The following is a 21,320-nucleotide window of genomic DNA, read 5'->3' as shown; positions in this document are numbered from 1 at the left end:
CGCTCAGCCGATGGCCGTCGACACGTACTGCACGTCCAGGAACTCGTGCAGGCCCCAGTGTCCCCCTTCGCGTCCGAGGCCGGAGTTCTTCACCCCGCCAAAGGGCGCCTGCGGCGTGGCCGGCACACCATCGTTGATCCCGACAATGCCGTACGCGAGCGACTCGGCCATCCGGTACGCGCGCCCGAGGTCCCGCGTCCAGAGATACGCCGCAAGCCCAACCGGGACGCTGTTCGCCGCGCGAAGGACTTCGACCTCATCGGTGAAGGCCATGATCGGGGCCACCGGGCCAAAGGTCTCTTCCTCGAGGATCTTCATCCCGTCGCGGACGCCGGTCAGTACGGTCGGCGTATAAGAAGAACCTCCGGTCGACCCTCCGCCGATCAGGAGGCGCGCTCCGCCCGCGCGGGCATCCGCCACGTGGGCCTCGACCTTGGCCAGCGCGTCTGCGTTCACCAGCGGACCGATCTGGGTCGCGGGGTCGAGCGGGTCGCCGACCTTCAGGCCCTGCACCGCCAGCACGAAACGGGAGACGAAGGCGTCGTGCACGTCCGCATGGACATAGATCCGGTTGGCGCACACGCAGGTTTGTCCAGCGTTGCGAAACTTCGACGCCACTACCTGGGCCACGGCAGCATCGACGTCGGCGTCGGCGCAGACGATGAACGGCGCGTGTCCACCCAACTCGAGCGAGAGCCGCTTCATCGTCGAGGCGGCCTGCGCATACAGGCGCATCCCCACCTCCGTGCTCCCCGTGAAGGTGAGCTTCCGGATCCGTGGGTCGTTGATCAGCACGCGCGACACGGGGACCGGGTCCAGGCAGGGGAGCACCTGCAACGTGCCACTGGGGCCGCCGGCAGCCAGCCAGAGTTCCGCCAGACGCAGGGCCGTGAGCGGGGTGGCTTCCGCGGGCTTGAGGATGACCGTGCAGCCCGCGGCGAGCGCGGGCGCAACCTTTCGCGTCACCATCGCCGCCGGGAAGTTCCACGGCGTGATCGCGTAGACAGGTCCGACGGGCTTGAGGTTGGTGTGCAACCGCTTGTGCGCGAACTGGCTCGGGATCGTCTCGCCATGGATGCGCTTGGCCTCCTCGGCGTAGAACTCCACGAAACCAGCGGCGTACTTCACCTCGCCGCGCGCCTCGGTCACCGGCTTCCCCATCTCGCGCGCCATCAGCCCGGCCAGCTCGCCCTCGTTCGCCAGGATGCCATCGAACCAGCGCCGGAGGATCGCGCTGCGCTCCCAGGCGCTGGTGCGGCTCCAGCGTTCGAAGGCTGCCATGGCATGGTCGGCCGCCTCGCGGGCTTCTTCAACGCCCGCGTCGGCGACTCGCGCCACCAGTGACCCGTCCCACGGGTCGCGGACCTCAAAGGTGGTCTCCGTGGCGCGCCAAGTCTCACCGACCAGGGCCTGGGTGAGCGCCGGGTCTGCGAGGCCGGTGCGATGGGTCGACTGGCGCTCGGTCATTGGCCCCTCGCGTGAGTGCGGGCGACGACAACAGGCTGGTGTGAACGGGTCATGGCCGAGCGTACGCACGGGGATGGTGTGCGCGCAAGAGCCAGCTCCCACGCGTGCCCGCGCCCTCGCGGCGTATCCGTGCGTCAACGAAGGGCATGCCGGGGTGCGACGCCGCGCCGCTCCACCGTTCGGCCTGCTCGTCAGGCATTTCATTACGCGGTGACTCCGTGTGCACATGCCGCGTCCATAGCGATGATGTCGCGTTAGGCGCTGTTCATCGAGGGTTCACGTTGGCCAGCGTATGATGCGCATCACATCGGGGTGCCACGATTCGTGATACCCTGATGCGGGGGTGCAGCGTCATGCCTGCCGTTGCGCCCCTGGCCACGTTGCTCCCGTGGCGTCCTGGCAGTAAACCGATATGCCACAATCGAACCTCGCTGTCCGCGTCTCCCCCACGGCGCCGGCAGCACCCACATCGCCATCGGCGGCGTCGCGTCCTGTTCATCGCGGCGCCCCTGTCACGGCCGTCCCCGCGGCGCGCGCTCGCGCACGTGCATGGCCGGTGGTGATCCTGCTCACACTGCTGGCCGCCGCGAACCTGTCGGGGGCGTCGTACTACCTGGCGCCTCGTGCCGAACAGGTGCGACATGCCTCGCACGAGTTGTTGCGCCCCTCGGGCACCGTGGGGCAGTCGGCGGGACTCGTGGCGTTGGTCGTCTTCCTGTTTCTCTGGCTGTATCCGCTTCGCAAGCGCTGGAAGCGCCTGTCCTGGACCGGGTCGGTGGGGCGTTGGCTCGACGTCCACGTCTTCGCGGCCATTGGCCTTCCCCTCCTGCTCACTCTCCATGCCGCCTGGCGCTCGCAGGGGCTGATCGGGCTGGGCTTCGATGCCATGCTCGTGGTGTGCGCGAGTGGCGTCGTGGGGCGCTACCTCTACACGCGGATCCCGAGGACGCGTGCGGGCGTGGAACTGACCCGCGACGAGGTCACCCGCGAGCGCACGGCCCTCGTCGATGAGATTGCCCGCTTGACGGGACTGCCGGCCCCCGCAGTGACACAGACGCTCGAGGTGGATGCGGAAGCGCAGGCACCGATCACGGCGTGGTCCGCGCTCACGCAGCTCGTCGTTGGTGATTGGCGACGATGGCGACTGGCGCACGACCTGCCCAAGCGATGGGCCGCGATGGGCGGCCAGGTGGATGCCGCGCACGCGGATGCTGCACGCGAGGCGGTCCGCCTGGCCCGGCGCGAGATCGCGCTCACGCAGCAGGCCCGGTTGCTGGACGCGACGCACCGCGTGTTCCGGTTCTGGCACGTGGCGCACCGACCGTTTGCGATCACCGCGCTGGTCGCAGTGGTCATCCATGTGGTCGTGGTCGTCGCGGTCGGGTCGACCTGGTTCTATTGATGGGCGACCTGCTCACGACCCTCGGTTTCTTTGCCCTCACGGGGGTCTTTGTCTGGTTGCACCTCAGACGTGGCGGGTCACACGCGAGTGCGTCCGCCGCCGCGCCGGTGGCCCCGCGTGGCCGACCGTGTGCGCGATGTCAGACGTCGGTCCCGGAGGGGTCCACGTATTGCCCATCCTGCGGCATTCCCCAGCAGATGTACGAGTTGGTGAGCGCGCCGGAGTCCCGGCGAGAAGCGACGGAAGGCGCGGTGGGTGCCCTCCGGGCCATGGTCCGCGGGGACATTTGCGTGGGGTGTGGCACCTGCGTGGCGGCGTGCCCGGAAGTCGGCGCCATCACGATGCGTGGCAAGCTGGCCGTCGTTGACGATGCACTGTGCGTAGGCCACGGCGAATGCGTGGCGGCCTGCCCGGTCGGTGGCATTTCGGTCAATGCGGGGACGGCCGTGAATCGCGTCGTCGTCCCCGATCTCGACGGGGGGTTCCAGTCGAATGTGCGCGGGGTGTTCATCGTCGGCGAACTGGGTGGCCGCGGCCTGATCAAGAACGCCATCAACGAGGGCAAGATTGCGGTCGAGCAGGTCGCGCGCGAACTGCCTCCCGGGGAGGTGCGGCCCGACGGACGCGAGGACACCGTCGACGTCTGCATCGTCGGCTCCGGCCCCGCCGGACTCAGCGCAGGACTCGAAGCCCTGCGTCGTGGGCTCTCATACGTGGTGCTGGAGCAGGGGTCGTTGAGCGACACGGTGCGCAAGTACCCGCGGCACAAGCTGCTCCTCGCCGAGCCGGTCCATATCCCGCTGTATGGTGACCTCTGGGTGGCGGACGCGTCGAAGGAGACGTTGCTGCAGGTGTGGGAGACGATCGTCGCCAACACCGGATTGCAGGTACAGACCTACCAGAAGGTGGAGCGGATCGCGCGCGATGGGGAGGCCTTTGTGATCGGCACGCCGGAGCGGGAGTGGCGCGCGCGGCGCGTAGTGCTCGCCCTGGGCCGACGGGGCACTCCCCGACGGCTCGGCGTCCCCGGCGAGGACCTCGCGAAGGTCTTCTACGACGTGGTGGAGATGGAAGCGTTCGCGGGGCGTCGGGTCCTCGTGGTCGGCGGCGGCGACAGCGCGATCGAGTCGGCAGTGGGACTGGCCAACCAGGCAGGGACCGAGGTCATCCTCTCGTACCGGGGGCAGGAGTTCGGGCGCGTGAAGGATCGCAACCGGCACAAACTTGGCGCAGCTGTCGAACGTGGCACCGTGCGGCTGATGCTGGGGTCGCAGCTCCGCGAGGTCCGGCCCGAGGTGGTCGTGCTGGAGGTCGACGGGCAGACCACGATCCTGCCCAACGACGACGTGATCGTGCGCATCGGTGGAGAGGCCCCGTACACCTTCCTGGAGAAGATCGGGGTGCGGCTCGTGCCAAAGGATGTCCCGATCGCCCCGGCCAAGGCAGGATGACGCGCGATGCCCAGTGCGTTCGGTGGCTCGCAACCGCGACGGTGGGACTCATCATGCTGATGACGCCCGCGCGGAGTGGGGCGCAGATCTCCCCCGGGCCCCTGGCGCGCGCGCACCAGTCGCTGGAAGGTGCCACTAACTGCGCGAAGTGTCACGGACTGAACCGCGAACCGATGTCCGTGATGTGCGTGTCGTGTCACAAGGACGTCGGCGCACTCGAGCGTGAGGGGCGTGGCTACCATGGGCGGGAAGGACGCGCCTCGCGCAAGACCTGCGCGCAGTGCCATCCGGACCATGCCGGTGCTTCGTTCGAGATGATCGAATGGCCGGGTGGATCGTCGACGCGGTTCGACCACCAGAAGGCCGGTTGGGCCCTGGAGGGCAAGCACCAGGAGGCCAAGTGCACATCGTGCCATGCGCCGAAGTACCGCACGGCGCCGGTCGCGGCGCTCTCGGCGCGCAAGAACACGGCCGGCTGGATCGGCCTGAACACGACCTGCGCCAGCTGCCATGAGCCGGACGACGCCCATCGCGGCTCCCTGGGTGCGCGTTGTGCCTCATGCCATGACGCGAAGGGGTGGGCTCCCGCGCCCGGGTTCAAGCACGACAGCTCGGATTACCCGCTCACCGGGGCGCATGTCGAGGTGAAGTGCGCCGCGTGCCATGAGACGTCGCGACTGCCGGTGCATCGCAACGCGCAGGGCACACGCGTCGGGACCTTCAAGCCGGTGCCGTTCAAGGAATGTTCCTCCTGCCATACGGACCCGCATCGCGGCGCCTTGGGAGCCAAGTGTGCGAGCTGTCATGTCACGCGTGCGTTTGATGCCATCAACCGGGGTGGGTTCAACCACCAGGTGACCAACTACCCCCTGCGTGGGCGGCACGCAGCGGTATCGTGCGAGGGGTGCCATGGCACCAACCTCGCGACGCGCAAGCCGGGGTTTGCCACATGCGCGACCTGTCACCAGGACCCGCACGAGGCGTCGACCACACGCAGTGACTGTGCGACCTGCCATGCGGTCAGCGGGTTCACGCCCAGCACCTTCACGGTGGCGCAGCACGCTCGCACGACCTACCCGCTGGACGGGAAGCATGTCACGACGAAGTGCGCGGCATGCCATACCCCCGTGAAGGCGCCCGCCCCTGCGGCACGCCGCGGGCCACGGCCGGCGGCGCGGCTCACGTTGGGCACCCGCACGTGCAGTGGGTGTCATGAGGACGCCCACGGACGCGACCTCGCGCGCACGGCGGCCCCCGGCACCTGCGAGGCGTGTCACTCCACCGCAGCGTTTGTCCCGAGCCAGTTCGGCGTGAAGGAACACGCGACCCTAGCGGTCACCCTGGACGGGCGACACGGACAGGTGGCGTGCAGCTGCGTGCCATGGCCCGCAGCGGCCGGGGCTCCCACCACTGGCCACGCCGGCCGGGCGCAAGGCGCGTGCGACCCTCCGGGTGCCCGAGGTGACGTGCGCCGCCTGTCACGTCGATCCGCACGCGGGTCGGTACGATGCGCCGGGGGCCAGCAAACCCTGTGCGGCGTGTCATGATGCCGCGCGTTGGCGGCCTGCCACGACGACGGTCGCGCAGCATGCCGCGTTGGGGTATGCCCTCGAGGGTGCACATCGCGCTGTCTCCTGCATTGGATGTCACGCCGACTTCGGGAAGCCCGCCGCCACCGCGACGTTGCGCCTGTCCGCGCGCGGCGTCACGGCCCTCCCGTTCGCCACCAAGCGCGCTACCACCTGCGCAAGCTGCCACGCGACACCCCATGGCGAGCAGTTTGCGCACCGGGCCGACCGCGGCGCCTGTGAAGGGTGTCACGTGGTGGCGTCGTTCGTGCCAGCACGGTTCGACCATGAACGCGAGGCCACCTTCTCGCTCAAGGGCGCGCATGAGAAGGTGCCGTGTGGCTCGTGTCATCGGGCAACACCAGGTGGCGGGCCCGTGGCCTGGCGCGGGTTGTCGGCCCGGTGCGAGTCCTGCCATGGGGGCTCAGCTCGTGGTTAGGCTCTTGGTGACCCTGTGGCTGGCGCTGCTCCCGCTTGGGATCGGGGCGCAGGCGGCGCCACGCACGGCGGTGCCGGCGCGCGCCACCATGAACAACCCGCATGGGGCCAGCCTGACACGCGCGTGCGCCACCTGCCACACCGCCAACGCGTGGAAGCCGGCGAAGGTGGCTCGTGGGTTTGCGCATGCGGAGAAGACGTTCCCCCTGGCCGGGGCTCACGCGAGCGCCCCGTGCGCGAGTTGTCACAAGACCCTGGACTTCAAGGTCGCTGCCAAGACCTGCGCGTCCTGCCACAGCGACGTGCACAAGGGCGAGCTGGGCACCGACTGCGTACGGTGCCACACGGCGCGTTCGTTCGCGGACCGCGGGGCGATGACGCGCATGCACCAGCTGACCCGGTTCCCGCTACGGGCGGCGCATGCCGTGGTTGCCTGCGAGTCGTGCCACCTGCCCACACGATCGGGACAGTTGCAGTTCGTCCGCGGCCAGGCCCAATGTGCGAGCTGCCATCTGGCCACGTTCCGCACGGCGAATGCCCCACCTCACCTGGAGCCGTCGTTCTCGCGCGACTGCACCTCGTGCCACAAGACATCAAGCTGGAAGGGAGCGGCGTTCGACCACTCGCAGACGCTGTTCCCTCTGTCCGGCGGACATCGCACGGTGGGTTGCGCGGAGTGCCACGCGGACAAGCAGTACCACGGTCGCAGCATGGAGTGCAGCTCCTGCCACCAGAAGGACTACGCCCGAACCACGAACCCACCACACGCCCAGGGGTTTCCGACCACGTGTGCATCGTGCCACACGACCGACAAATGGAATGGCGCCCGCTTCGATCACGCGCAGTCGACGCAGTTCCCGCTGACGGGCGCACATCGCGCGGCCACGTGCAACGGCTGCCATGGGGACAAGGTCTTCCGCGGCAAGTCCCAGCAGTGCGCATCGTGCCACCAGGCCGCGTACAACGCCACGACGACCCCCAAACACGCGGCGGCCGGCTTTGCCACCACCTGCCAAAGCTGCCATACCACGACGCAGTGGAAGGGCGCGCCGTTCGACCACAACGCGGCCACACGTTTCCCGTTGAGCGGGGCCCATCGCACCGCCACCTGCGCGAGTTGCCACGCGGACGACGTCTATCGCGGCAAGCCGACCACCTGCCTCTCGTGCCACCAGGCCGCCTACAACGCGACAGCGACTCCGCCACACGCGGCCGCCGGCTTTGCCACCACGTGCCAGTCCTGCCACACCACGACCCAGTGGAAGGGCGCCCCGTTTGACCATGACGCGTCGACGCGCTTCCCCCTGACGGGCGCCCACCGCGCCACGACGTGCGCGACCTGCCATGCCGACGGCGTCTACCGGGGCAAGCCCTCGACGTGCGCCTCGTGCCACCAGGCCGCGTTCACCGCGACCACCACACCGCCCCACGTCGCCGCCCGTTTTGCCACGACCTGCCAATCCTGCCACACGACCACGCAATGGAAGGGAGCGACCTTCGATCACGCGACCACGAACTTCCCGCTGACCGGCGCCCACCGCACCTCAACGTGCGCCGATTGCCATGCCGATCGGGTCTACGTCGGCAAGCCCAGCACCTGCGCCTCGTGCCACCAGCGGGACTTTGACGGCACGACCACGCCCAACCATCGCTCATCGGGCTTCTCGGTCACGTGCCAGACGTGTCATAGCACCACGCAATGGAAGGGAGCGGTCTTTGATCACGGGGTGACGAAGTTCCCGCTCACCGGTGCCCACCGCGCCACAAGCTGCACGGGGTGCCACGCCGACAACGTGTTCGCCGGCAAGCCCACCACGTGCGTCTCGTGCCACCAGGCGACGTACAACGCGACGAAGGCACCGGCCCATGCGGCCGCCGGGTTCCCGACGACCTGCGAGGCTTGCCACACCACCTCCCAGTGGAGCGGGGCGCCGTTCGATCATGCAAACACGCAGTTTCCGCTGACCGGGGCCCACCGCGCCACCACCTGCGACGGCTGCCACGCCGACAAGGTGTACGACGGCAAGCCGACCACCTGCGTCTCCTGCCACCTGACGACCTACAACGGGACAACGACGCCGAACCACAAGGCGGCGGGTTTCCCGACCTCCTGCGAAGGGTGTCATACCACGTCCCAGTGGCCGGGTGCGGTCTTTGACCACGCGAAGACCGCCTTTCCCCTGACAGGCGCACACCGGGCCTCGCCCTGCGCCAGCTGTCATGCCGACGGCGTCTACAAGGGCAAGCCGACCACCTGTGTCTCGTGCCACCAGTCGGACTACAACGGTACAACATCCCCCAACCACAAGACACTCGGCTTCCCCGCGACCTGCGAGGGATGCCACACCACCACGCAGTGGACCGGCGCCACCTTCAACCACAGCGCGACCCTCTTCCCGCTCACCGGCGCTCACGCGACGACCACCTGCGTCGCCTGCCACGCGGATGGGGTCTACAAGGGCAAGCCGACCACCTGCGTCTCGTGCCACCAGGTGGACTACAACACCACCACCCGTCCGCCCCACGGCCCATCGAGCATCCCGACGCAATGCCAGTCCTGCCACACCACCACGGCCTGGCAGGGCGCACCGTACAACCATGCGCTCACCGCGTTCCCCCTGACCGGTGCGCACCAGGCCGCCACCTGCCTCGACTGTCACGCAGACGGCGTCTACAAGGGCAAGCCGCAGACCTGCATCACCTGCCACAACAGCGACTGGAGCGCGTCCACGAACCCGCACCACGCGGCCGCCGGCTTTGCCACGCAGTGCCAGACCTGCCACACGACCACGCAATGGAAGGGCGGAACCTACAACCACAATGCGACCGCCTTCCCGCTCACCGGGGCACACCTGCCCACGCCATGCATCAGCTGCCATGCGTCCAAGGTGTACAAGGGGCTCCCGGGGTCCTGTGTGTCGTGCCACCTGGCCGACTACAACGCGACCACGAACCCGCGCCATGCCACGGCCAGCTTCCCGACGACGTGCCAATCGTGCCACACAACCAACCAGTGGCTCGGCGCCACCTTCAACCACGACGGCGCCTATTTCCCGATCTACTCGGGGAAGCACCGCGGCAAGTGGTCACGGTGCAGCGACTGCCACGTGAACGCGACCAACTACAAGGTGTTCGAGTGCATCCTGTGCCACGAACACAGCAACAAGTCCAAGGTCGACAATGATCACAAGGGCAAGTCGGGGTACCAATACGTGAGCGTGAAGTGCCTGGCCTGCCACCCGGATGGCGACGATTGATGCGGGCACTCGCCTGGGCCATGGCCGTCCTCGCCGCCGTAACGGGTGCCCAGCCGGCGCCGCAATGGGCGCAGGTGACCTACATCTCCGGTGCTACCATCTACGTGGACGCCGGGAGCCGTCAGGGACTCCGCGAACGGGATCGCATGGAGGTCGTGCGTGGCGGAAACGTCGTGGCGGAGCTGACCGTCGACTTCCTCTCGTCGACGCGCGCCGCCTGCTCCGTGGCGTCATCGAGCAGTGCGCCGGTCGTGGGGGACTCCGTCCGCTTCCTGGCCACCCCGGAACCCGCGGTGACCGCGTCCACCGGCTCAGCCGCGTCGACCGCGACACGCCGTCGACGCGACGCACTGCGTGGGCGCATCGGTTTGCGGTACGTGATGGTTGACCCCGGTGAGGGACGTCCATCCTGGTCGCAGCCAGCGCTCGACCTGCGCCTCGATGGCAGCCAGCTCGGTGGGACGCCACTCGGCGTCGTGGCGGACATCCGGGCGTATCGCGAGCGCCGAGGTGCCACGGGGCGAGGGGCCGGCGCGTCCACCCGTGTGTACCAGGGGCACCTGACCTGGAGCCAGCCCAACCGCCCCATGCAGGTGAGCGTCGGCCGACAGCTCACGCCGGCCCTGTCGACCATGGGCATTTTTGATGGAGTGACCGTCGAGGCCGTGGGCAAGCACGTGAGCGGCGGCACGGTCGCCGGCGCCCAGCCCGACGCCATCTCGTTCGGGCTGTCAGGCATCGTGCGCGAGTACGGGGCATGGGTGCAGGCGCACAACGCCCCTGATGAACCGGCCTCGTGGTCCGTGACGCTGGCGGGGATCGGGTCGTACGACCGCGGAAACATCGACCGCGAGTATGGTTACGCGCAGGCCATGGTCACCACCCGTCGCGTCAGCCTGTTCGCGACCCAGGAACTCGACGTGAATCGCGGGTGGAAGCGTGACCTCGAGGGCGGCGCGGCCACTCCCACCTCCAGTTTTGCGATGCTCCGGCTGGCCCCGGTCGACGCCTTCAGCGTGAACCTGGGTTACGACAATCGACGCAACGTGCGCTTGTATCGCGACTTCGTGGATCCGGAGGTCGAGTTCGACGACACCTTTCGCCAGGGCGGCTGGGCAGGGGTCTCCGTGACACCGGGCAGTCACGTGCGACTGAACGCCGACGCGCGCCAGTCACGCGGCGCGACCTCCAGCGACGCCACCACGGTGACAGGATCGCTGTCGCTGGTGCGCCTCACACGACTCGGCGCGGGGGTGCAAGGGCGCTTTAGTCGGTATACCGGCGCGATCGCCAACGGTCGACTGCAATCCGCCTCTGTCGAGGTGAATCCGTGGAACGTGATGCGGATCGAGTTTGGCGGCGGCACCCGCGTCGATGCGCAGGTCGTCACCGATGGTCTCCGTACCCTCACCTGGCGCGACCTGAGTGCCGACGCCGCGTTATGGCGTTCGCTGTTCGTGATGGCGTCCGTCTACGAGGAGCGGGGCGACCTCGGACGTTCCCGCCAGGGGTACCTGTCGCTCAGCTGGCGGTTTTAGCGCGATTTCCGGCACGGCCGCGGGGCCGGGCCTCAGGGCGCAGGACGCCTCGGCGCCGGGGCCTTGCGACCGGCGAAGTGAACGTCGAGCGCCGCGCGCACCGGTCCCAGTCGAGTGAGGTCCCCCGCAAGGTCGCGCGACTCGGTCGTGTCGCGTCGGTAGTCAAACGCCTCTTCACGCCGGTTGGGCAGGTGGCGGATGTAATGCGTGGAGTCGTCAAACCACGCGGCGAGCCCCCCTTTTGCGTTGGGCTGCGTCTCACTCACGTTAGGCGCCTGCCGCAACTCGGCGACGACATCGCTGAGGCTGTCGCCGGCCGGTTGCCACGCGGCCCGCAGCGAGCGGCCCGGGAAGGTGCCCGCCGGGAGGGCGCCAAGGTCAACGATCGTGGCCGCAAGGTCACGCAATGACACCTGCCGCGTGATGCGTCGCGCGGCGGGAACGGCCGCCGGGTACCGGACCAGGAGCGGCACGCGGAGGAGGTTGCGATACAGACTGTTCGCGTGCCCGCGCAGCCCATGTTCATCAAACAGCTCACCATGGTCCGAGGTCACGATGACGATCGTGTTGTCCAGAGCACCGCGCGACTGAAGCTCGGTGAACAACGTGTCCAGGTTCTGGTCGATCCAGTTAATGGCGGTCGTATACCGGATGGCCTTGCGCGAGGGATCACCAACCTCCGGAAAGCTCTCGGGCGCGAAGTACCCCTGGTGGGCGTCGAAGTAGTTGAGGAAAGCGAAGAACGGGCGGTCCCGATGCTCGGCCTGCCAGTCCAGGAACTCGTGCGTGACCGCGTCGGCGCGGCGCGGCGCCCCGACATGCTTGGGATCGATCGAGAGGTCGAGGTCGGACAGTGCGAGACGGACATCGGCCATAGAGCGTGCGCCAAGGAGGCGTCGGCCCGTCGCGGTCTGTGCGTAGGACGAGCTGAACAGGAGCTGGCGCCAGGCGACGGGGTAGTCGACAAAGTGCGCAAAGCCGCGCTGCAACCCGGAGTCCCACGCGGTATAGTCCAGGTTCGCCACCACCGCCGCCGTATGATAGCCGCGCTCGCGGAACGCCTCGGCAAGGACGGGAGTGTGCTTGTCCATCGGCACGGTCCAGTCCGCGGTCAACTCGCCGGGATACACGCCCGAGAAGATCGAGGCGTGGGTTGGGAGGGTCCATGGCGCTGGGGCGATCGCCCAGTCGAAGGTCGTTCCGCTCTCCGCGAGTCGCTCCAGCGTTGGCGTGGTCGGCCACGGAAAACCATAGAGCGACAGCGACGCGGCCCGGACGGTATCGAGGATGATGAGGAGGACATTCGGCGCTCCGCCTTCTGGCGCGGCGCCAAGAGCGGCGATGTCGCGTCGTTCGCGCCAGGAGCGAGCCACCGGCTGCAGCAGCCCGATCGCGGCCACCACTCCGATTCCGGCGGTTGCCGTTCGTCGGAGGCCCCGGTCCCACGTGGCCGCTCGACGACCCGCGCTCCTCGCGAGCTGCGTGGCCACACCGGCGGCCAGGACAAGCGAAGCCAGCCGTCCGAGCTGCGACCAGGGCAGCAGGAGACCGAACGTCATCGCGGCCCCAAACCACCAGGCGACGACCTGCGGGGTGGCCAGCGCCGGACGGACGACGGCCGCGAGCAGGAGCGGGATGGCTCCGACCAGGAAGACCACCGTGTACGCCACGGGCGCCATCCAGGGGAATTCCCTCGAGAACCAGGTAAAGCGCCCGAAGCCAAAGTGCTCGACCTGAAGGACCGCGGCGTGAAGGAGCCCGGTCGCGACCCCGAATGCGAGGGCGGCGAGGACGATACGGAGGCCGGCTCCCCAGCGTGAAGCGGGAAGGTGCGCGGGGGATGCCATGGCGAAGTATCGAGGAGGCGGAGCCGGCACGTCAACCGAGGCCGGCACTTGGCAGCCGGTTTCTTCGTGGACGACCCGAGGCGCACCGCGTGACCTCACGCTGTGCCTCGGTCCAATCGACCGCACACTCTGCGGGGAATGGCCAGGCACGGCCCATTTGTCCTCGACCTGGCGTCGGCCATACGGCCTCGATGAAAGCCATGTGGCCGGATTTCCGCCGTTCTTCCGCCTCCAGAGGTACCAACACCCCCGGACGCATGCACCCCTCCCGACCGATCGCGCTCGCGCTTCTCGCCGTCCTTGCCTGCAAGGACTCCTCCGGCCCCGCCTGTACGATCTCCGGCGTGACGATGAACCCGCTGTCTGCGCAGATGCGCGTCGGCGAATCGATCAACATTCCCGCGACCGTGGCGTCCGCGAATTGTGGAGTCACCGTGCCTGCGCTCGAGTATTCAACGTCCCAGCCCGCGGTGGCATCGGTGACGTCGACCGGGAGCGTGACGGCGCTCTCCGTGGGGACGACAACGATCACGGCGAAGCTCGTCGGACGGAATGACCAGACGTCGGCCACCGTGACGGTGAGCGGGCGAGTGCTGACCATCGCCATTCGTCCGTCCGGACCGAGTGTGCCCGTGACCGGCACGATTCCGTTGGTCGCGGAGCTGACCACCGATCCCGGAACTCCGACCACCGTCCGCTGGACCTCCTCGGACCCCTCACGCGCCACGGTGAACGCGACCGGCGTGGTGACCGGGGTTGCCGCGGGCACAACAACGATCACGGCCATCGCCGAGGCAGACACCACCCGCCGCGCGACCGCAACCCTCGCGGTGATTCCGCGCGTGACCGGCCTGCAAGTCGCACCGAGCGCGGTCGCGATTCGCGTGACGGAGACTCGGCAGCTCTCGGCAACGGTGGCCGGCGATTCGGGTGTTGCCACGTCGGTCACATGGCGGAGTGCGAATCCCACCATCGCGACCGTCAGTGCGAGCGGGCTGGTTGCGGGCCTGTCAGCTGGCCAGGTCCTCGTGACCGCAACCTCCACGGCGGACACGAGTCGCAAGGCAACCGCCTCACTCACCATCATGCCGCGCGTCAGTACGGTGACCATCGCCCCTGACAGCTCAACGATCTTTGTCGCCGGAACGGTCCAACTGGTGGCAGCGGTGACCGGGGACCCGGGGGTGTCAGGCGCGGTGACCTGGCGCAGCGCGAGCCCAGCCGTCGCGACGATCTCCGGCACCGGGCTCGTGACGGGTGTGAGCGCCGGACAGGTCACGATGACGGCGGTCTCGGTCCAGGATTCCACGAAGTCGACCACCGCCACGGTGGTGGTGGCGCCGCGAGTCACCGGGGTCACCCTGGGTCCTGCGGTGACCCAGGGGCTCTTCATCGGTGGCAGCCTGCCCATCACCGCCACGGTCAGCGGCGACGCCGGCGTCTCGCAGGCGGTGACATGGACAAGCTCGGACGTCGCCAAGGTGACCGTGACAGCGACCGGTGTGGTGACGGGGGTGAGCACAGGGACCGCCACGATCACGGCGCGTTCGGTTGCAGACCCGTCGAAGTCCGGCACGGCGACGGTACACGTGGTCGCCCGAGTGACCAGCCTGACCGTGTCGCCCACCCCAACGACGGTAGACATCGGCGCCACGCGCCAGCTCACGGCCGTGGTGGTGGGTGATGCCGGAGTCAGCCAGGCCGTGACCTGGTCGACCTCGAACGCGGCCATCGCCACGGTGAGCGCCGGGGGTGTGGTGACCGGGGTCGCCGAGGGGACGGTTGCGATTTCGGCGCGCTCCGCCACAGACCCGACCAAGTCAGCCACAGCAACCGTCACCGTGTCGGGAGCGCTCACGTTGCAGTGCATGGTGGGCCTGGACGCCAACGCAGACTTTGGCACCCCAGGTTCGGCCGCGCCGGGGACGGCAATCTGCATGGATGCCATCACGCAATTCCCGGTCGGTTCCGAGGTGTCCCTGGGGGTCAAGACCACAGGTGGCATCATCGTTGCGGCGACCTTCTCGACTTCCAACAGTACCTTGATTGAGCTAAACCCCTTTTCGGCCACCACCACCCGCGCGTTCGCCGCTGAGTTCGGCCCCGCCGTCGCCACCATTACCGCGACCACGGCCCATGGCACGGTGTCGTGGACCTTCACGCTCCCCGCGTATGGAGCCTCGATCCGCGACCTCCCCGAGGTGCTGACCCGCGGGCGCGCTGCGGCCAGACGCCCCGTGTCCCGGGATTAGGCGGCGGCCAGTTGGGTGGGGGGGGGCGGCCTGCGTAAGTTGGGGAGACCAGACACACCGGACTCCCCACGCGTGACCGATCCCTCCCTGCCCCCGTCCCCGGATTCACCCACGCGCCCACGTGACTTCGTGCGCGAGATGGTCGCGGCCGACGTGGCCAGCCAGAAGTACGGCCGGCCGGTGAAGACCCGCTTCCCCCCCGAGCCCAACGGATTCCTGCACATCGGGCACGCCAAGTCGATCTGCCTCAACTTCGGGATCGCAAGCGAGTTCGACGGGTCGTGCAACCTCCGGTTCGACGACACGAACCCGTTCACGGAGGACATCAAGTACGTCAATGCCATTCGCGAGGACCTCGCGTGGCTGGGTTTCGCGCCCGCCAACGAGTTCTACGCGAGCGACTACTTCGAGCTGCTCTATGAGTTCGCCGAGCGGCTGGTGCTGAAGGGGAAGGCGTACGTGGACTCGCAGGACGAGGAGCAGATCCGCACGGGCCGTGGGACGGTCACCCAGGCCGGCACGCCCTCACCGTACCGGGAGCGGAGCGTGGAGGAGAACCTCGACCTGTTGCGCCGGATGAAGGCGGGCGAGTTCGCCGATGGCGCGCATGTGTTGCGGGCGAAGATCGACATGGCGCATCCCAACATGATCATGCGGGATCCGCTGCTGCTCCGGATCCGCAAGGCGAGTCATTATCGTCGCGGGGACGCCTGGTGCATCTATCCGTTGTATGACTATGCGCACGGGTTGAGTGATGCGCACGAGGGGATCACGCACTCGTTATGCACCCTGGAGTTCAAGGACAACAAGGACATCTACGATTGGCTGGTCCGCGAGGTCGGCTTCGAGCGGCCGCCGGAGCAGACCGAGTTTGCGCGCCTGCAACTCGACTACACCCTGCTGTCCAAGCGCAAGTTGTTGCGCCTGGTGAACGAGGGGCACGTCGCCGGATGGGACGACCCCCGGATGCCGACGATAGCCGGGATTCGGCGCCGTGGCGTGACCCCCGAAGGCATTCGGTCATTTGCCGAGGTGGTCGGGATCGCGCGGGCATCGGCGCGCACCGAACTGGCGACGTATGAACACGCGGTCCGCAGTGACCTCAACATGCGGGTGCCGCGCGTGTTGTGCGTGGTGAACCCGCTCAAGGTGGTGCTGACGAACTACCCCGAGGGCCAGGCGGAGGAGCTGGAGGCGTCGTACTACCCGCACGACGTCCCGAAGACCGGCACCCGCATAGTCCCGTTTTCGCGCGAGTTGTACATCGAGCGCGACGACTTCATGGAGGACCCGCCGAAGAAGTTCTTCCGGCTCGCCCCGGGGCGCGAGGTGCGCCTGCGGTACGGGTACTTCATCACCTGCCAGGAGGTGGTGAAGGACGCGGCGGGGAACATCGTTGAGCTGCGTTGCACGTACGACCCCGCGACGAAGGGCGGGAACGCTCCCGACGGGCGCAAGGTCCAGGGGACGATCCACTGGGTGAGCGTGGCGCACGCGCTCGATTGCGAGCTCCGGCTGTACGACAAGTTGTTCTCCGTCCCAGATCCGGATGACGTGCCCGAGGGCGACGACTTCCTGTCGGTGCTGAATCCGCAGTCGCTGGTGGCGGTGAAGGGGGCGAAGGTTGAGCCATCGGTCGGCGCGGACCCGATCGGGTCGCGGTACCAGTTCGAGCGGACGGGCTACTTCATCAGTGATCCGGATTCGGCGCCTGGGGCGCTGGTGTTCAATCGGACGGTGACGTTGAAGGACAGCTGGGAGAAGGTGAAAGGGAAGGGATAACTACGAACAGATGAAGCACGAGCGGCACGGGCAGCCCGAGCGGCACGCGGAGCACGGACACCGCGGTGGGTCGCGTGCGGCTCCACTTTCGTGCGGCGCGGTACCCTTCTCACGTTCATGCCAGATGACGACAACTGATGCGGTACGAGAAGCACGGGCAGCCCGAGCAGCACGAGCCCTGAGCGTCTCTCCGTGCCGCGTGCTGCACCAACCTCGTGCTGCTCGTGCCGCGCACTTGCCGTTGCGCTGCCTGTGCCTCCTGCTGAGCGCGTCGATCGTGATCGCGTCCTCGGCCCGCGCGCAGTCGCTCGCCGACTTCGTCCCCGCGACGGCGACCAATTGCGCGGTTGCGCCGCCACCGGCCACGGCCGGCCTCGTCGCAACGCCCGGCGGCTTCGTGATGGTCCACCCGCGGAACGACGCGCTCACCGAGAGCTACACCGGGTGCAAGGCGCTGTGGGTCGTGGACCTCGACAACATGCGGCGACTCGCGACGCTCTACTTCGAGAAGGGAATCCTCGCGCGCGCCGTCGCGCACGACTCCCGCGACCCCAAGGGGGCGATCGAAGGCGCGTGCGACCTCAAGAGCGGACGCTCCCTCCTGCCGGATGCCGGCCGACGCTACAACGACGCGGCGTGCAAGGGATTCCAGGGAGAGGACATGTACGGACTGCGCGTCCCCACCTGGCCGCGCCGGTGCCTGACGGAGCCCGACGCCTCGGTCTGCAAGCAGGACCCGCGTTAGGCTGTCGCTACCGCCACACCGCCGCCTCGGCGGCCGTTGCGGGACCCAGCTTCCCTTCCACCGACTTCAGCAGCGCGGCCGCATCGTAGACCTGCCCGCCCTTGATCACCCACCGCACGTTGCGCGTGTTGCGGATATCGGCCAGGGGATTGCCGCGTACAATGACGAGGTCGGCGAACTTCCCGGCCTCGATGCTGCCGAGCCGATCGCCAAGACCAAAAGCGCGCGCATTGTTGATGGTGGCGATCTTGATGGCCGCCGCGTTGGGGATCCCGGCGCGCGCGAAGGCGTGGATCTCGCGGTGGGTGGAGAAGCCGGGGAGGAACTCGCCGGTGCTCGGGTAGTCGGTGCCAGAGGTGATCAGGTGGCCGCCCCCCATGTGGTAGAACTGCTTGATCTCGCGCGGCTTCACGCGGTAGATGCGGTCGAACTGCTCGTTGATCCGCGGCGGAGGCTTCTTGTCGAACTCGGCGCGCGCATAGGGCGCGAGAAAGCGCCGTTCGTCGGTCCACTTCTCGAAGATCTCGTCGCGGTTGGAGGCGTACCCGAACGCCGTCATCGTCGCATCGAAGTTCACGCGTCGATCGATGAACAGTTGCATGACGTCCTTCACGGCCTTCGACGACAGGTCGAGGTTCACGTACGAGGCGTAGGCCGACTGCGTCGCCGGCATGGCGTCGCCCCCCATGAAGTGCTCGATGCGGTCGATCCCCATGAGGATGGCGTCGCGCGGGTTCACGCTCCCGCGAAAACCGGAATCGAGGTGCCCGGTGACCGTGGCGCCGTGAAAGTGCGCGCGTTCAATGAGCGCCTTGAGGGGGCCGGGGCCGATCCCCTTCGCCTTGAAGCCGCGCACGCCACGGGCGACCCACTTGTCGACATCCGCATACACCTCGGCCGCGGTCATGTCCGGGTTCCACCCTACGCGCGTGCTGCCGAAGTACGCACCGGAGTTCATGAGGCGTGGCCCGGGGGTCTCACCGCGCTCGATGCGCAGGCGCAGCGCCTGCATGTCGTCCGGGTCGTATTCGCCAGCGGGGAACGTGGTGGTCACGCCGTTGGCCAGGAAGACGACCGGCTGCACCGTGGTTTCGTCCCGCCGGCGCCCCCCGAACAGGTTGACGTTGTAGTGGGCGTGCAGGTCGATGAGGCCGGGGATGACGTAGGCGTCGTTGTCGAGGTCGACCACGCGACTCGCGTTAGGCGGCGCGCCGGAGCCCACGGCGGCATCAACCGCGAAGATCTTCCCGGCCACCACCACAATGCCCGTGTTGCGACGGACGGCATCACCCACGGCGTCAAACAGCCACCCCCCACGGATGACCAGGGCGCCGTCAGGGATCGCGGTGGGCTGTGCGGCTGCGCGTTGTGCGCTGCCAACGAGGGTGATCAGCAACGCCGCGCGTGCAAGGCGCAAGGGCTGGGGCAGCACCATGGAGACCTCGAGGTGTGTAGACACTGGGAACGCTACGCGCCGCCGCGGCGCGCCGCTGGGGTCCCTACCCGGCCCGGACCCGCCCGGGGAGGACTTCCCGACGCAGGCCCCCGAATCGCACATGCCACTTCCGCCCGCGACGTTGTCAGTCGCGACGAGCACGGAAGGACGACACTGCCCGGAGGGCTGCCGCCCGGTGCCTTGGCTTCACCGCACGGTTGCCAGGCCTACCGCCGCGGCTTCCGCGGAATCCGCGCGCTGGCGTTTGCCGCGTGGTACGCGTACGACGCGACGATCACCGCGTTCTTCATCAGGTCGCCCGCCTGGATCGTGTCGTAGAAGTCCAGGTTGGTGTGACCGCCCTGCCCCGGCGTGCGATCCTGCAGGAACTGGAAGCCGGGAAGGCCGACCTCGTCGAAGGCAATGTGGTCGGTACTCCCCACGCCCTGGTTGGACACCACCGTCATGCCGAGGTCGCGGAACGGCGCCATCCACCCGGTGAACTGTTCCCGCGCCTGTTCGTTCCCCTGCAGGTAAATGCCCAGGTATTGCCCGGATCCATAGTCCTGGTTGAAATAGGCCGAGAGCTTCTCGTAGCCCGGCTTCAGCCCAACGGCCGGATCTCGCGGATCGCCGAAGTGTCGTCGCACATACGCGCGCGACCCAAAGAGCCCTTGCTCCTCCCCGGCCCACAGCGCCACGCGAATGGTGCGGCGCGGCTTGGCACCAACCGTCTTCAGGATACGCATCGCCTCCAGCATCACGGCCACTCCGGATGCGTTGTCGCTGGCGTTGGGGCTGGCGTGCCACGAATCCAGGTGCGCACCGATCATCACGACTTCGTCGGCCAGGTCGCTCCCGGCAATCTCCCCGACCACGTTCGCCGCCTGCTCCACGCGGTCGCCGATGCGATTGCGCACTTCCACCTCGACCGTCACCAGGATCCCGCGCTTGAGGATCCGGTACATCCGGTTGTAATGCTCCGGGGTGATGGCGATCATGGCGGGCGAAGCGAGCATCCCGGCGCGCGACCACTGGTCTGTTCGCGAACCCGGGCGCGAGAAGCCGCGTACCGCCCCCAACCACCCGCTCTCACTCTGGAGCACTGCCGCCACACCCTCGCTCGCGTAGAACGCGACCTTCTCCTCCGCCGTGAGCAGTTCCGCGTTAGGCACCGCCCGGGCGGCCGCCGGTCGCTGGGGAGCGATCGTCGTACGTTCGATGGCCTCGAGATCCTGCGGCGTGAGGCGCGGCACCCCACGGGTCATGGCCGCAATGTCGATGGTCGCAGGCGGCGTGACGAGGACCGCCTTGCCCTTCAGTGTCCCACGGTACTTCGCGAGGTCCTGCTTGACGAGGAGGTCGACGATCACCGCCGGCACCACCTGGCGGCCGTTGGTCCCCGCCGTATGCGCGATGGGATATCCGACCATCGGCGTGTAGTCGGGCTCGCGGAGGTGCAGCGAGACATACTCGTTATCCCAGGTAACGCCGTAGTCCATGAAGGGCTCGGTCGCGACATTGATCAGCCCCATCTTCGTCATCTCACCCGACGCCCACGCCTGCGCGCGCTTCATGTCCTGCGACAGCGTGAGCCGCGCGCCGAGCACATCGGCCAGGTAACCCTCATACTCCATCACCTGCGAGCGCTGGAGCCCCTCCTCGCGGATCTTCGCCACCATCGCGAGGTCGACCGGGACACCTTGCCGCATCGCTCCGGCTGGCACGAGCAGCAACAACGCGCCGAGTAGTCGCCAGCGATCCCGGGCATGGGCACGCAGTGCATGCAGGCCCCGGAGGAGGGGCGAACGGCCGGGGAGGGAGAGGGAAGGAGTCATGGCGGCAATACTACGGCCAGATGAATGGCCCGGCCACTCGTGCGGCAGGGAGTGGGAATCCCCCGGCCGCAGGCAGGGTGCCACCGTGCCCCCGGCGTGTCCGCGGGCACCACATCTCTCGGATTGGTCCCCTCGCGGGCCACGAAGCGCCGCACCGTTCGCGCCGAGCGTCAATCTCACGGTCGCAGACACGCACCCCGGGAGGATGGGGTGCGCTCCGCTTGCGCTTCGAATCACGCACTTGCAGCGTAGGCCCGATCGCGTCACTGCCTCATTGGAGCACCTCAACCGAGGAGTTGC

The 21,320-nt window shown here is 68.2% G+C and carries 12 protein-coding genes; 8 read left to right on the top strand and 4 right to left on the bottom strand.

What is annotated here, in order from left to right:
* Positions 1–3: 3 nt before the first annotated feature.
* Positions 4–1,467: an NAD-dependent succinate-semialdehyde dehydrogenase gene (locus tag IPK85_22235; protein ID MBK8250085.1), complete on the bottom strand. Its 1,464-nt coding sequence runs from the start codon at positions 1,465–1,467 to the stop codon at positions 4–6.
* Positions 1,468–2,026: 559 nt separating this feature from the next.
* Here IPK85_22235 and IPK85_22230 point away from each other — a divergent pair.
* The 5 genes from IPK85_22230 (at position 2,027) to IPK85_22210 (ending at position 11,121) form a co-directional block, all read left to right on the top strand.
* On the top strand, positions 2,027–2,869 hold the full coding sequence (locus IPK85_22230; protein ID MBK8250084.1) for a hypothetical protein: 843 nt from the start codon (positions 2,027–2,029) through the stop codon (positions 2,867–2,869).
* Entirely contained in the window at positions 2,869–4,320 is a 1,452-nt protein-coding gene (locus IPK85_22225; protein ID MBK8250083.1) for an NAD(P)-binding domain-containing protein, read from the top strand. Before IPK85_22230 ends, IPK85_22225 begins: the two co-directional genes overlap by 1 nt.
* A complete protein-coding gene (locus IPK85_22220) occupies positions 4,317–5,867 on the top strand; it encodes a hypothetical protein (GenBank protein MBK8250082.1) in 1,551 nt (516 codons plus the stop codon). The genes IPK85_22225 and IPK85_22220 overlap by 4 nt, the downstream gene beginning before the upstream one ends.
* Positions 5,868–6,304: 437 nt before the next feature.
* Positions 6,305–9,583 carry a hypothetical protein gene (locus IPK85_22215; protein MBK8250081.1) on the top strand — a complete coding sequence of 1,093 codons (3,279 nt, stop codon included), beginning with the start codon at positions 6,305–6,307 and terminating at the stop codon, positions 9,581–9,583.
* Positions 9,583–11,121: a hypothetical protein gene (locus IPK85_22210; GenBank protein MBK8250080.1), complete on the top strand. Its 1,539-nt coding sequence runs from the start codon at positions 9,583–9,585 to the stop codon at positions 11,119–11,121. The genes IPK85_22215 and IPK85_22210 overlap by 1 nt, the downstream gene beginning before the upstream one ends.
* Before the next feature lie 32 nt (positions 11,122–11,153).
* Here the strand turns inward: IPK85_22210 and IPK85_22205 are convergent, their stop codons facing one another.
* Complete coding sequence (locus IPK85_22205; protein ID MBK8250079.1) at positions 11,154–12,968, bottom strand: sulfatase-like hydrolase/transferase; 1,815 nt, start codon at positions 12,966–12,968, stop codon at positions 11,154–11,156.
* Positions 12,969–13,225: 257 nt separating this feature from the next.
* Between IPK85_22205 and IPK85_22200 the strand changes: the two genes are divergently transcribed.
* From IPK85_22200 to IPK85_22190, 3 genes are all read left to right on the top strand, one after another.
* Positions 13,226–15,220, top strand: a complete 1,995-nt coding sequence (locus IPK85_22200; GenBank protein ID MBK8250078.1) for an Ig-like domain-containing protein — start codon at positions 13,226–13,228, stop codon at positions 15,218–15,220.
* A 138-nt stretch (positions 15,221–15,358) separates the two neighbouring features.
* A complete protein-coding gene (locus IPK85_22195; protein MBK8250077.1) occupies positions 15,359–17,002 on the top strand; it encodes a glutamine--tRNA ligase/YqeY domain fusion protein in 1,644 nt (547 codons plus the stop codon).
* A 199-nt stretch (positions 17,003–17,201) separates the two neighbouring features.
* On the top strand, positions 17,202–17,747 hold the full coding sequence (locus tag IPK85_22190; protein MBK8250076.1) for a hypothetical protein: 546 nt from the start codon (positions 17,202–17,204) through the stop codon (positions 17,745–17,747).
* Between the two features lie 7 nt (positions 17,748–17,754).
* Here IPK85_22190 and IPK85_22185 read toward each other — a convergent pair whose 3' ends face one another.
* Together IPK85_22185 and IPK85_22180 are read right to left on the bottom strand one after the other, a co-directional pair.
* A complete protein-coding gene (locus IPK85_22185; GenBank protein MBK8250075.1) occupies positions 17,755–19,206 on the bottom strand; it encodes an amidohydrolase family protein in 1,452 nt (483 codons plus the stop codon).
* A 203-nt stretch (positions 19,207–19,409) separates the two neighbouring features.
* A complete protein-coding gene (locus IPK85_22180; protein ID MBK8250074.1) occupies positions 19,410–21,020 on the bottom strand; it encodes a M20/M25/M40 family metallo-hydrolase in 1,611 nt (536 codons plus the stop codon).
* Between the last annotated feature and the right edge of the window lie 300 nt (positions 21,021–21,320).

Source organism: Gemmatimonadota bacterium (assembly GCA_016712265.1).
Taxonomy (GTDB): Bacteria; Gemmatimonadota; Gemmatimonadetes; order Gemmatimonadales; family Gemmatimonadaceae; genus RBC101.
This window is presented reverse-complemented; position numbering and strand designations above follow the sequence as displayed.